Below are 12733 nucleotides of genomic sequence, written 5' to 3'. Positions count from 1 at the left end.
AGGTGCCGAGGCCGGTGAGGTGAAGGTGGCAGGCGGTGTCGAGGGCGTCCTCGGGGGTGCCGCTGCCACTGCCGGTGGGCAGGAGGGCGTCCTGAGAGTGCGGGATGTGGGCACTTGTCCGTTTCGTGGTTGAGGTTGGGGAAGGATCCCTGGTCGCGGGTGGGGGGTGGCCCTCAGGCGTCGGGGCGGGCGAACAGGCCGGGTTCGGGTTCGATGAGGATGCCCCGGCTGACCAGGCGTTTCAGTTTGGAGCGGATGCCTTCGGTGTTCTTCGGGAGGATCGGCAGGTCGAGGGCCTGGCAGAGGTCGCGGGCGCGCATCGGCCGGCCCGCGTCGGCCAGGGCGGTGAGGATCTGCCGGTAGGCGGGGTGGTCCGGGATGTCGGGGCGGTCCGGACCGGTGGCGGGTGAGGGCAGCGGGAGGGCGAGGAGGGTCTTGCGGGTGATGCGCAGGTTCTAGCTCTCCGCGTCGAGTTCGCCGAGTTGCCGGGTGAGTTCCTCGATGCGGGCCCGGAACTGCCCGGCCTGGTCAGCCAGTTCACGCTCGCGGGTCTCGATGTGTTCCAGGATGGCTTTGACCTGGGGGTTCTCGCTCATGCGGTCCTCCAGGCGGCGGTGGTGGCTCGGGTGAGGCGGCGGCTCATGACGGAGGTCATCGCCCACAGGACGCGGGAGCGGGAGGAGGCGGGCCGGTGTTCGTAGTCGCGTACGAGACGGCGGTAGAACATCAGGATCCCGTTCGTCTGCTCCACGATCCACCGCTTGGCCTGCGGAACGAAGCCCTTGTCGTCCGGGTTGCGCTCGACGATCTCGACGTCGATGCCCACGTGTCTGCCGTGCTCGACGACCTTCTTCTTGAAGCCCTGGTCGACCAGGGCCTTCTTCACCGTGTCGCACTGCCCGGCGACATGGTCCAGCAGGGCGATGCCGGCGGTGTTCTCGTGTGCGGAGGCGGGCAGGACGACGCAGTCGATGACGAGGCCCAGCACGTCCACGGCCAGGCATCTCTTCCTGCCCGGCACCCTTTTCGCGGCATCCCGGCCCGTCGTCGTGGCCGGGACCCCGACGGAAGCGTGGATGCTCTGCGTGTCCAGGACCACCAGGCTCGGGTCGGCTAAACGCTTTCGCTTCTCCCGCAGCTGCCAGCGCAGCAGGTCGTGAACGTCCTGGTCGGTGCCCTCGTCGCGCCAGAGGTAGAAGTAGTAGGGGTCCAACCGGAATACGCCGGAAACGTGCCGTGGCAGTGTCTGAACGCGTCAGCTTCGTCGGCGGGAGGCGGGGTCGCGTTCGCCGACGTGCCGGGCGACAGTGTCGACGCCGGGGCGGGCGTACCGCTCCAGGGAGCGGACGGAGGCGTGGCGGGCCGCGCACTCCCGAGGGCGAGACGGTTGCGGCCCCAGGGTGACCGGGCGGTCGGCGGGTTAGTTAGAGCGCCCACTGTACGTTGACGTGAATGGTCCAGTAGGCAACAAATCCCCCCAGATGCACCAATCGGATGAGTGTGCTGCTATGGAATAGGGCTTACCCATACGCACCCTTATGGACGTGACTCTCTACCGACGACCGGGAGGCTGAAATGGCAAGATGGCCTCGGTTTCATAGGGGAGGAAGAAGCGGAAATGGCCCCAATATGGCGGCGGACACTCTAATTGGGGCGAGAGTCGTCGACCTCAATGGAAATTACGCCGGAGAGGTGGTTGACCTCTATCGTGACGTGGCAAATTCGATCGCCATACTGGTCAAGGTGAAACTTCCAGGATCGGCCGGTTACGGGATTGTACCAACCGCTACCGCAACTCTCAGCGGAAACGAGATCAAAGCAAAGGTGGAGATCGAGAAGCTTGGCAACTCCGCCCTTAGATATGGCGGCAGCATAGTCGTTTCTTCGACGCGGGTAAGGGAAGTTTATCGGCGGCATGAAGTCGAACTACCGAAATCACTCCATGGGGTATTTCCCGCGGCCAGCAAAGCAACCTATCGAACGCAGGCACGGAGAGTCACGTTCCCTGGAGACCACCTTGAGGGCCTCGTGGCTGGTACTCACGTCCCGGTAGAAAGGCATTAGCCTTTCCCTCAGCACAGGAGACGAAATGCCAGACCCGAGACTGGGCCTTGCATACCAGGCCCTGTGCACACAACTCACGGCACAAACTGACAACCTGACCGGCTTCAGGAATCGCGCTACCGCTATGTTCTCGGTCGCTGCCCTACTTGCGACGCTCTCCACAGGTATCGGATTTTCCTCCGTCAACCCATTGCCTTCCTGGGCTCCATGGGTATTGCTTGGGACGCTGGTCGGAGTCGGCGTTGCTTCCGCAGCCGTGCTATGGCCCGTTCAGGCATGGTACTCCGCTCCTGACGCCGTCGACATCATGAGACTGCGCCGCCTAGGGCACAGCGAAGATGCTATATACGAGGAAGCCGTAGAGATTCTCATTGAGGGAGAGCACAGCAATGAGAACGCCTTGACCCAACGGTCTAGGTACCTTAAAATCGGGGCTTTTCTGCTGCTGGCAGAGGTAGTCGCGCTGATTATTGCCGCCGGTACCCGCTAAATTGGGTCCCTGAGCCAACTACATCCGGCTGCGTCCAGCCGAGGCCAGGAGCCTGGCGTCCCGCAGACCTTCTTGCGGGTACACCGCGTCGCCCAGCGTGGTCACCGAGTGGTCCTCGACCAGGACGTCATACATGCGCGGTTCAAGGTTGACCCGTTCGATCGTGCACGCCGTGCCGTACTGGTGACCGGCCAGGTCCCGGTAATCGAGGAGGAGTTGGGCGCGCTGAGCGAAGGATGCGTTCTCGAACACGAGGTCTGCTGCTTCGCCAGGGGCGAGGGCCGCCCGCGACCAGTTGCGCGGGCTGATGCCGCCCGGCTGATCGGGGCGCTCCAGGTGTGCGCGCACGTACAGAGCCGGGCCGGTCCCTGCGTTGTGGATGCGTACAGTCAGGATCTGCTCGTTCGGGTTGTACGTCAGGGGCCTGATCTGCGGGGTGGTCATGACTCCCTCCTCCGGCTTGTGGGCGGCCGGTACCAGGACCGGCCGCCACTGACTGCGCAGGGTTGCCTCGCTGTCGCGTGCGAGAGCGTGTGTTCGGAGGGCGAGCGCGAACGTGAAGGCGGCGAGGAGTACGGTCCCCACGGCCAGGCCGAGTGTGCCGAGGGCGACGAGCATGTCCCAGCCGGATGCCCAGGGATCGGTCTCGGCCGCAGCGAGCAACGCACCACTCATCCGGACTCCGCCTTTCAGTTCGTCGCTAATCATGTCAGCGTCGCCGTCAGATCCTGTCTTCCTGCCCGGGGTTCTGCCGGGAACGGGCGTCGACGACGAACGCCGCCCATCGGCTGTCCCCTTTGAACTTGAAGTCCGAGATGATCCGGTCGGCGTTCACCATGGCGCCGAGCAATCCGAGCCCCGGGAACACCTGGTTGACTGCTCCCAGAGCCATGCTCGCGACGGTCCGCAGTTTCGCCGGCCGGTGCATCCGCCGGAGCGCCTCGCGCTGGTGGGCGTCGATGACCCTCTCGACTTCTGCGGCCAGCGTGGCGGCCGAGCCGTCCGGGGACGGGCGGCCCGCCAGAAACTGCCGCAGGTCCTTGACCCGCTGGTCCTTGCGGAGGTCGGCGATGCAGTCGTCATAGACGCCGCGCGGGGTGAGAGTGTCCGTGCTGCGCAGGTGGAGGATCTTCTCGATGGCCTCGATCTTGTGCGTCTCGAACTGCACGTCGTCGTCCGGGTCGTCCTCCTGAGGAGCCAGCAAGATCGCTGAGCCAGTGTTGACGATGCAGTCCATGGGGCCGAGATGAAGGGCGTCGGTAACGGACCACTCGGCGATCTGGTCGAGGTCTGCCAGTTCCCGACTCTTGAGCAGGGTTTGTGCCGCTGTCGAAAGCTGGTCGCCGGGTGCCTGTACGTGCTGTGCGATCGCGTCGTAATCGATGCGGGGCCGCAGTGACGTGGTGTATCCAGCGCGGTTCATGGCCGCCGTCAGGTGATCCCGCAGATACCGATGGCGTTGCGACTGCCCTCGGTACTGCGCGTCTCCTTGCCGATTCCGGGATGCCTCCCAGTCAGAGAACCTGCCGAGGTCCCCGGCTATCGCTGCCTCCCGCAGGTGTGGTCGGCGCGTGTCATCACTCCACTCCGCGAACTCGCGGCGCAGGTCCTCCTGGCGCGCGCGGAACACCTCACGAGCGGTCTTCGACAGCTCCGCGTCGTCGGACACGAACCGGACGAAGTCCAGTTCCTGCATGTCCGCAGGGCACAGGTCGCGGCTGAGGAACCACAGCTCGTCGTAGCACAGCATGAGCCCGACGGCGTTCTCCAGCACCACGTTGGGGCGGTCGTGCCCGTCCACCTGATGGGGGTTCGCCTCGTCATAGAAGGCCGGGGCGAACCTGCCGAGGAAGGCGCGCCGCTTCTCCGGCCGCCACATCTGTGTCGGCAGTCGGCCGCCGTCTCCGCCGTGTGGCTGCGGCCGGGCACTCTCACTCACTCTTGGCACCCTCCGGAGCGGCTCATGAGGTTCTGCTGGACAGAGCCTAATCGCCTCCGTGTTACTCAGGCACCAGATGACAAGTAACCCGCCGGTTGGTGGTGGGGTTCACCGTCGGCGGCGGGCCGCCGGGTCGCGCTCGGCGACGTGCTGGGCGACTGCGTCGACGCCGGGGCGGGCGTACCGCTCCAGAGAGCGGACGGAGGCGTGCCGGGAGCGTGCCAGCAGCATCGGAGTGGATGTGCCGTCCTCAGCGTCGTGTGTCAGAGCACTGTGGCGGAGCCGGTGGAGTGTCCAGCCGTCCAGGTCGTCGGATTCCTCGGGGCTGGCGAGGGGGTTGGCCAGCAGCCGGGTGCTCTCCTCGAAGATCTCTTCGGCACGGCGGTAGGACAGTCTTGCCCGGCCGGTGACCGGGCAGATGTCCAGGTTCGGGGTGCGGGCTGGGGCTTTGCGGTCGGTGAGGAAGAGCGGGCCGTGCGTGCGGCCGGCGATGAGGCGGGGCAGGAGCTGGGCGGTGCCGGACTGCCAGTGAATCCACTCAACCGCGCCGCCCTTGGAGACGACGCGGCCGCGCTTGTCGGCGGGGAACAGCTCCTCGATGTTCAGGCACAGGATCTCGTCTGCTCTGGCCGCGCTCTCGTAGAGGAGCTTCCAGAACGTCTTCTCCCGTACAGCCACGTCCAGTTGCCACAAGGCGGTGATCTGCGGCTTGGACAGTGCTTTCGTACGGTCCGGCGGGGCCGGGCGGCGCTCGATCCCGATCGTGGGGTCGGCCTCTATCCACCCCTGGGTCTGCCACCAGCCGATCGCCTTCCGCGCGATGGACAGTTCGCGGTTGACGGTGTCGGCGTCCAGCTCGTCCGCCCGCGCAGCGGCGAGTTCCGCCAACACCGGTGGCAGGTTCGGGTCGTCGACGGCGGCCAGTGCGAACGGCGCGGGCTTCGCGCCGCGGCGGGCCGGTCCGGTCGGTGCTGGCTCGCCGTGCAGCATCCACCCCCAGGTGGTGAGCGAGATCCGGTAGATCCGTGCGGAGGACCTCGTGATGCCTGCCCCGGTGAGGTACCGCTCGACCGCCGCAGCGTACGACGGCGGCGGGGCGGACAGCGGCACGACCCGGGCGTGCGGCACCCGCAACGCGCCCCCGTTCTCCGGCACGGCCGCCCGTTCGATCGTCACCTATCCGCCCCTCCGACTCTGCCGCAGTAAATGCGTACACCTCACCCCAGCCGCCCGTGATCATGCTCGATCGAACACGCGAGGCCATGGGTGGGGTGCCGAGGAGACCGTATCGGCACTGCCGCAGTAAATCCGGCATTTACTGCAGCAGTCCTGGCGTCCGCTGATCCATGTGCCCAGCGTGCGATGGTGGTTGGCCACCACCGCACGCTGGTGAGCGCGCTGCGGTACGCGGCTCGCCGGTGATGGCATCACCTGTTGGTGATCGTCACCTTTACTGTGATGAGGCCGCCGTTGTCTTCAAGACAGCGGTCTTCATCGTTGATGCGGAGGAAGAGCTTCCCGGCGTTCTCGGCCTTGAACTCGCCGTCTCCATCGTGCCAGGTCACCGCCGAGGGAGTACCGAGGCTGGCCGGGGAGGGACCGACAGCGCCCAGGAGCGCGCCGTACGGTTCGCTGTCGTCGAATTTGCACCCGGGGGCGATGTCGGCGTCATCCTCCGGGGAGTAACCCTGGGGTCCGACACGGCCATGGAGGCGGGAGTCAACCGTCCAGTTCCCCGAGTTGTGGGTGATGGTTGCCGTCTGGTCCTTGTCCAGGGAAAGTCCGGTGTCGCGCCAGCCCTGCTTCGTCGAGCTGACCGTTACGGTCCGGCTCTCCGACCTGCTGACCCGTCGGCGGGTCGGAGTGCCGTCTACGAGTTCGAAGGCGAACTCGTCGGTGTACTGAACGGCGTACACACCGGTGTACTTCCTGTGCCCGCAGTTGAGCCACGCAGCCGGGAGCGCGACGACACTCGTCGGCCTGCATGTCTCCAGCGCATCTGCCCAGTCCGCGTTGGTGACGGGTTCGCTCGGCGCGGATGCCTTCTGGCCGGGCCGACCGCCTGGAGTTGCGCAGACGGGGTCGACTAGGTCCGGGCCGCCGTAGCAGTACGACTGGGCACGATCCTCCAACGCCTCGGGCAGGTATGGCTCATCGCTTGCCCGCGCCCGGGCTGCGATGCCAAGGGCCTTCCGAGGGCCTTCCTGTCCAGCTGGCCTGCGCGCGGCGGGAGACCTGCTGTCGAACCTGGGGTCACCGAACAGCAGAACCTCGTCGATCCGGTCGTAGAGCGGACCAAGTTGCTTCAATGCTTCGCCCAGCACCCAGGCCCCCTCGGAGTAGCCCGCCAGGATGAACCGCTGGTTCTGGCATCCCTCGGCCGTGGCCTGCAACCGGATCTGCTTGACGGCCTCTGCGACGCCCTCCTCCTGGGTTTTCTGGAGGTCAGCCGGGAGTGCATTGGGGCCCGTGGGCAGCACATCCTCCGTACTCTCCGGTTCCCCCGCATCTTCAGCCCTCTCAGCTTCAGCCCTGGCTGCATCCAGCGCTGTTCGCGTCCTGGGGTCCAGAAACGCCTTCTGGAACGTTGACGGGGTGTAGTCCACCCAACCGACGCTGAGCTCTCCGTCACCGACGGCATCCCGCAGTTCTGGCAGCACGTTTTCGTTGATGAAGGGGACCGACTTGTTGTCCGGGTCGTCGAGATCAGGAACAGGCCCGACAACGCCGCGTACGCCGATGAAAGCCCACGGCGTGCAAGGAAGCACGTCGGTGTGCGTGGTGTCGGTGGCCTCTGCTGTCCCACCACCGATAGGGCCCGGAACGAGGTGCGGTGCCGCAGCAACGGGCGAGGTTTGGGCCACGATGGCGATGGCGATGGTCAGGGTCATCAGGCCAGCCCGGGCCCTTCGACGGGCAGAGGGTTTGGCGAGTGTCGCCGGTTTGCGCGACACGGTGGTGTCCGCTGACGGAGCGGGATGACGAGCCGGTATTCGGCGCATACGATCCACCTTCCGCTGAAACTAGATGGCCCCCACTGCGATGGGACGCTATGTGGTCTCAGGTGCAAACAGCGCCTGCTGATACGCCAGTGGGGTGATTAAGCGCGGCATTCAGGCGGGATCTCAGCGCCGAGGCGTTTGCCGCCCAGGGGCCTACGAAGCCCACAGAGTCATCAGCCCCGTCGCGGACTTCCTCGACATCACCGGGCAGCCGCCATCATGCGGCCATCCGCAGCCGCCCTACCGCCTCGTCGATCACGTGAGTCCGAGGGCGGCCGGGGGCCGGGTCATGTCCCGCCCGTGATGGCGCAGGCCCTCGGCGATGTTGTCCCATCCGGCCAGGCGGAGCGCGCCGATGGCCAGGTTCCGCAGGGAAGCCATCGCCCGGGGTACGTTGCTGGTCCGCACCCGCGAGGCGTCCTCCCCGAACGTCACATCCCTGACATGGTGCTCACGATTCTCGATGCGTCAAGCAGGCTGCGCCGGTGTGTCGTCGCTGAGGTCGTCGGCGAAGCGGGGATGAACGCGGGTGGTGCGTCCTCGTGCCTTGGCAAGGCGTTCTTCGAGCTGGGTGATCGTGTCGGGTGTGGCCCGGAGGATCCAGCGGTGTGGGTGGCGTGTCTCCTGGCGGCCTGTGAGGTGTCCGTCGCCCAGCCACTTGCGGACGGTTCCGGTGGTGCAGCCGAGGTGGGCGGCGAGGTCTGCGAGCCACCACTCGTTCTCGCGGGGTGCTTCGGCCGGGTGCACCGGCAGTGGCTTGGTCTGGGCCGGGAGGGGCCGTCCGTTGCGCTGAAGGATCTGCACGACGACGCGTCGGCGGATGGGATCGTCGCCGCGTGCCGAGCGGAAGCCGTCTCGGTTGAGCCGGTCTGCGATCTTTACGCTGCTCAGGCCGGCGTCGGCGAGTTCCAGGACCCGTCGCTCCAGCTCCGGGTAGTAGCTGAGGTGCTCGAAGTACTGGATGGGGCGGCGCACGACGGCTGTGGTGGTGCGGCCTCCCGCCCAGTGGAGCTGGAGGTCGACCAGTTCGCTGTGCCCGCGGACGGTGACGGTGATCTCGTCGAGTACCGCGCGGACGACTTCCTTGCGGTCGGCGTGGGTGACGCCGGGGGCCTGCCACAGGTGTGGCAACTCGGCGGTGGCCTGCCGGACGTCATCCTGGTCCTGGCGGGTGAACGGCTCGGGGGTGCGGCGCTGGAAGCGTTCCCATTCCTCGACCAGGTCGCGCCGGGCGGACAGGGCGTGTTCCCATTCGCGTTCGAGTTGGCGTGTGACCAGGCGGTTCTCGGGTTCGGCGAGGCGGTAGGAGCGTCGTGCCCGGTCCACGTCGTGCTGAGCCCGCTCCAGGCGCTGCTGCCAGACTTTCTCCACGGCCGCGCGGTCGGCCAGGGCCTGCTGCGCGGCCTGGAGGTGGACCTCGACCGCGTCCGGTGCGAGGACGGCAAGAACCTGTTCGGCGACGAAGGGGTCCAGGCAGCGTCCGACGACGTGCTGGCAGTGCGGGCCGCCCCACTCCGAGCGGGCGCCAAAGCAGTTGTAGCTGATGCGCGGCTTGCCGGCATCGACGTGGTAGCCGACGCTCATGCGCCGCCCGCAGCAGCCGCAGCGCAGCAGCCCGGCCAGCAACGCCGGCCCGTAACGCACCGAGCGGGGAACGTCTCCATACGGGCGGTTGGCCTTCAGCCGCTGAAGGTTGGCCTCGTACTGGGTCAGCGTGATGTAGGCGGGCAGCGCGTCCTCGATCCATGCCAGACAGTCCTCCCGGCGGGCGGTCCGCCTGCGGGCACCACCACGGCCGTCACGTGGACCGGACGGGTCCAGCGGACGCCGCCCGTAGACATAGACGCCGGCGTAGATCGGGCTGTTGAGCATGCAGGTGACCGTCGCCCGAGCCGGACGCTTCCACACGATCTCGCCCTTGTCCGGGCCGGAGCGCTGCCGCACCCCCATCGCGATGCCGTTCTCCACCAGGAACCGCACCACCCCCTGGATCGAGCCCAGTTCGGCGAACTTGGCGAACACCAGCCGCACCACGTGCTGGACCTGTTCGTCGGGATCGAGCACGGCTTCGCCGGACGGGCGCCGCAAATACCCGATCGGCAGGGAGATCGCCAGCTCGCCCCGGCGGGCCTTGTTCACCCGCCCCGCGCGCATCCGCTGATTGATCAGATACAGCTCGGCCTCGGACATCGTGCCCTTCAACCCCAACAAGTAGGGTCGGCCCGGGGCGCGGTACTGGCCTTGCGGCCAGCCCGTTTCCCCGGACCGCCCTCCGCACCCGCCGTGCCCGTTCCCGAGCAACGGGCGCTCCACAAGCCCCGGTTGGACGTTGGTTTCTCAGGCCGTGCTGGGCCATGGGGAGGGGATCTTCGTGCCCCGGTATGAGTAGCGGATGGTCCGCACCTTCGCGGGGTCGAACAAGGTCACCTCATCCGTGGTGGGCCACCAGCGTCCGTCGCAGTTGCGGCGGCGCAGTTCCTTCCAGTTGCTCCGGCGGTACTTGCGACGCAGCCACCCGATGACCCGTTGCCAGACGAAGGCACGCAGGTAATGGAAGGTGGCGTGCGAGATGCCGAAGCGGAAGTAGGCGGTCCAGCCCTTGAGCACCCGGTTCAGACGGTGCAACAGGACTTCCAGCGGCAGGTTGATGTCCATCCGGCACAGGTCTCGCACCTTGTCCTTGACGGACCCGAGGGCCTTCTTGGACGGGTAGGTGTAGACGTAGCACCGGTCGATGGTGCCCTTCTTCCGGTGACGCTGGAGGCGCCAGCCGAGAAAGTCCAGGCCCTCGTCGATGTGCGTGATCTTCGTCTTCTCCAACGAGAGGCGCAGGCCCATCGGGGAGAGTACCGAGGCCACCCAGTGCCGGATGCGCTGGGCATCCTCGCGGGTCCCGGCGACGAGCACGAGAAAGTCGTCCGCGTACCTACAAATCCGGTAGTTGGGCTTCCCCATCGCACGCCGGTGGGCCCGTCGGCCCGGGGTGGTGTTCGGTCCGCCCGGTCCCGCCGCGATCGCCTCGTCCAGCACGGACAGTGCGATATTGGCGATCACGGGCGACAAGATCCCGCCTTGCGGGGCACCGGCCCGGGACTCCTTCAGCCCGGATTCCTCGGTGAGGATCCCGGCCTTGAGGAACGCCTTCACCAGGGCCATAACGCGTCTGTCTCCGATCCGGGCGCGCATCCGTTCGAGAACGGGAGCATGCCCGATGTTGTCGAAGCAGCCTTCGATGTCGCCCTCAACCACCCACTCATAGGAGTGCGAGGCCAGATGGCGGCTCTCGGCAATCGCGTCGTGGGCCCGGCGCCTGGGACGGAACCCGTAGGAACACGGGAGGAAATCCGCCTCAAAGATCGGCTCCAGGACCAGCTTCAAGGACGCCTGGACGACCCGGTCCCGGATCGTGTTGATCCCCAGGTAGCGGACCTTGCCGCCCGCCTTGGGAATCCCACGTCGTCGGACCGGCAGGGGCTGGAACGTGCGGACTTTCAAATCCGCTCTCAGCTCCGCAAGGAAGCTGTCCAGCCCGCGCACGTCCTCAACATAGTGGGCAGTCTCGCCGTCCACTCCGGCCGTGCGCGCACCCTTGTTGCTCCGCACCCGCATCCACCCTGTGAGCAGGAAGGCCGGGTCACAGACGAGGTTATAGAGATCATCAAATCGGCGGAGAGGATCCGCCGCCCAACGGTGCAGCTTGGACTGGATCTTCAGTACCCGGCGCTCCGCCACATACGCGGCGTCCTCCAGCTCGTCGGTATTCACCAACGTCCTCCTGGCATTCCAGCATCCTCCCTGCTGACTTGCTGGCCCCCTTCGCCACGTACGCGCCTCTCGCGCGCTCCGACTACTACGGGGCCTCCGCTCCACCACAAGACCATCAGCCGGCGACGGGCCTGCCCCCGCTCCCGGCCTGGAAGGCCGGTGCGTGGGCGGTCTCGGATGGTTCCCACGTTCCCTGTGTGCCGATCGGCCAGGATGGGTGCCCTACTCTGCCCCGGCAGCCTCACCGTGCCTACGCCGCAGTTCTTCGGCACGGTCTCCCCACCCGCCGTCTTGACGGGCTTCGGAGTCGGCCGCTCAGACTTGGAGCGGCCGCGTACTGCATCCCGGCCCAGATCCACCAGGTTGGAGCCGGTACAACGCTTACGGAGCTTTAACCGCAGGTTCCTCACGTACACCTTCTGGCCTTCGCTTGCCGGACCCGCGCCGTCTGGCAGTGCCGACGCGTCCCGTCGTTGTCGGGGCTGCTCTCCACCCTCCCCGGCGTCCCCCGGATCAGGCTGCCCCCAACTTCTACCGGACCGCTGCGACGGCCCGGCGGTGGCGGTCTTTCACCTCCACTCGGTCACACAGAACTTCGTGGCGCACCAGGCGGTCGTTGTACTCGCTCGGGTCGTAGACGCCGTCCGTGTCGGCCAGCAGTGCGCCCCCGAGCGCCGACAGCTCCAGCAGCTGATACCAGTCCTTCCCCGAGCGTGCCAGACGCGACATCTCGGTGCCCAGCACCAGACCGACATGACCGAGCGAGATCTCCGCGACCAGCCGCTGGAAACCTGTCCGATGCTCCGCACGGGCCCCGGACTTGCCCAGATCGTCATCGATGACCAGGACCCTGGACGCCTCCCAGCCCAGCGTCACCGCCCGGTCGACCAGCGCGTACTGCAGACGCGTCGACTCCTGATGCCCCTCCACCTGCTGCCGCGTGGACTGGCGGACATAGACCACGGCCAACCGCTCACGATGCCGACTGGTGATCTTGCTTCCCGAGTGCTCCCACGGCATTACCGCGGCCATGACTCACCGCCCGTCTCCGCGAGCGGAACCACGTCCGCCTCCCGCCCCTCGGCGGTCTGGCTGCGGCGCAGCATCACCGCCAGCCAGTACACCGCCGCCCGCCGACGGGCCGGCGGCAGCTCCTCCCGCACCGCCGCCAGGTCCTCGATCTGGGGCCGTCGCCCGCGTCACCTCGCTGCACGCGGCCTCACCCCCCTCAGCATGGACGGACGCCGTCCGAAGCCGTCGCACCGCCGTCACGACCCGCAGCAGACCTGCCCGGTCCACCAACAGCCCCTGCGTCTCTTCCTGTTGTGTACCCATAGGTGCAGTCTGAACAACGCATCTCAATTGCCCAGTGCCCACGAACGGGGTGCCGATGTAATCGGGGTGGCCGTGCCGACGTATTAGGGGTGGGCGTGCCGGTCGGGGCCTCGCTGAGGGCGGGCCGGTATCGGTTCT

General features: G+C 67.0%; 12 protein-coding genes and 1 pseudogene. 1 reads left to right on the top strand and 12 read right to left on the bottom strand.

What is annotated here, in order from left to right:
* Nucleotides 1-173 precede the first annotated feature (173 nt).
* From ACWD3C_RS46535 to ACWD3C_RS46525, 3 genes and pseudogenes are all read right to left on the bottom strand, one after another.
* Entirely contained in the window at nucleotides 174-320 is a 147-nt protein-coding gene (locus tag ACWD3C_RS46535; RefSeq protein ID WP_389535068.1) for a hypothetical protein, read from the bottom strand.
* Between the two features lie 135 nt (nucleotides 321-455).
* Nucleotides 456-596, bottom strand: a complete 141-nt coding sequence (locus tag ACWD3C_RS46530) for a hypothetical protein (protein WP_451154552.1) — start codon at nucleotides 594-596, stop codon at nucleotides 456-458.
* Nucleotides 593-1204, bottom strand: a pseudogene (locus ACWD3C_RS46525) (transposase); the annotation flags it as partial. The gene ACWD3C_RS46530 and the pseudogene ACWD3C_RS46525, both read right to left, overlap by 4 nt.
* A 425-nt stretch (nucleotides 1205-1629) precedes the next feature.
* Here ACWD3C_RS46525 and ACWD3C_RS46520 point away from each other — a divergent pair.
* Entirely contained in the window at nucleotides 1630-2064 is a 435-nt protein-coding gene (locus ACWD3C_RS46520; protein WP_451154550.1) for a hypothetical protein, read from the top strand.
* Nucleotides 2065-2572: 508 nt separating this feature from the next.
* On the opposite strand, the gene ACWD3C_RS46515 is transcribed toward ACWD3C_RS46520, so the two are convergent.
* The 9 genes from ACWD3C_RS46515 to ACWD3C_RS46475 all read right to left on the bottom strand — a co-directional run bounded on the left by ACWD3C_RS46515 (nucleotide 2573) and on the right by ACWD3C_RS46475 (nucleotide 12423).
* Nucleotides 2573-3229, bottom strand: a complete 657-nt coding sequence (locus ACWD3C_RS46515) for a hypothetical protein (RefSeq protein WP_451154548.1) — start codon at nucleotides 3227-3229, stop codon at nucleotides 2573-2575.
* 46 nt (nucleotides 3230-3275) lie between these two features.
* Nucleotides 3276-4493 carry a hypothetical protein gene (locus ACWD3C_RS46510; RefSeq protein ID WP_451154546.1) on the bottom strand — a complete coding sequence of 406 codons (1218 nt, stop codon included), beginning with the start codon at nucleotides 4491-4493 and terminating at the stop codon, nucleotides 3276-3278.
* Nucleotides 4494-4601: 108 nt separating this feature from the next.
* Nucleotides 4602-5669, bottom strand: coding sequence for a tyrosine-type recombinase/integrase (locus tag ACWD3C_RS46505; RefSeq protein ID WP_451154544.1), 1068 nt, complete (start codon nucleotides 5667-5669; stop codon nucleotides 4602-4604).
* A 251-nt stretch (nucleotides 5670-5920) separates the two neighbouring features.
* Nucleotides 5921-7384, bottom strand: coding sequence for a cutinase family protein (locus ACWD3C_RS46500; protein WP_451154542.1), 1464 nt, complete (start codon nucleotides 7382-7384; stop codon nucleotides 5921-5923).
* A gap of 366 nt (nucleotides 7385-7750) precedes the next feature.
* Nucleotides 7751-7930, bottom strand: coding sequence for a hypothetical protein (locus ACWD3C_RS46495; RefSeq protein ID WP_451154540.1), 180 nt, complete (start codon nucleotides 7928-7930; stop codon nucleotides 7751-7753).
* 33 nt (nucleotides 7931-7963) lie between these two features.
* Nucleotides 7964-9685: a recombinase family protein gene (locus tag ACWD3C_RS46490; protein ID WP_451154538.1), complete on the bottom strand. Its 1722-nt coding sequence runs from the start codon at nucleotides 9683-9685 to the stop codon at nucleotides 7964-7966.
* Nucleotides 9686-9832: 147 nt separating this feature from the next.
* Nucleotides 9833-11260: a group II intron reverse transcriptase/maturase gene (gene ltrA, locus ACWD3C_RS46485; protein ID WP_451154536.1), complete on the bottom strand. Its 1428-nt coding sequence runs from the start codon at nucleotides 11258-11260 to the stop codon at nucleotides 9833-9835.
* A 531-nt stretch (nucleotides 11261-11791) separates the two neighbouring features.
* On the bottom strand, nucleotides 11792-12223 hold the full coding sequence (locus tag ACWD3C_RS46480) for a recombinase family protein (RefSeq protein WP_451154554.1): 432 nt from the start codon (nucleotides 12221-12223) through the stop codon (nucleotides 11792-11794).
* 56 nt (nucleotides 12224-12279) lie between these two features.
* Nucleotides 12280-12423 carry a hypothetical protein gene (locus ACWD3C_RS46475; RefSeq protein ID WP_451154534.1) on the bottom strand — a complete coding sequence of 48 codons (144 nt, stop codon included), beginning with the start codon at nucleotides 12421-12423 and terminating at the stop codon, nucleotides 12280-12282.
* Nucleotides 12424-12733 lie beyond the last annotated feature (310 nt).

The organism is Streptomyces sp. NPDC002845, assembly GCF_053591955.1.
Note: the sequence above shows the minus strand (reverse complement) of the source record. Positions and strands in the feature narration are given on the sequence as shown.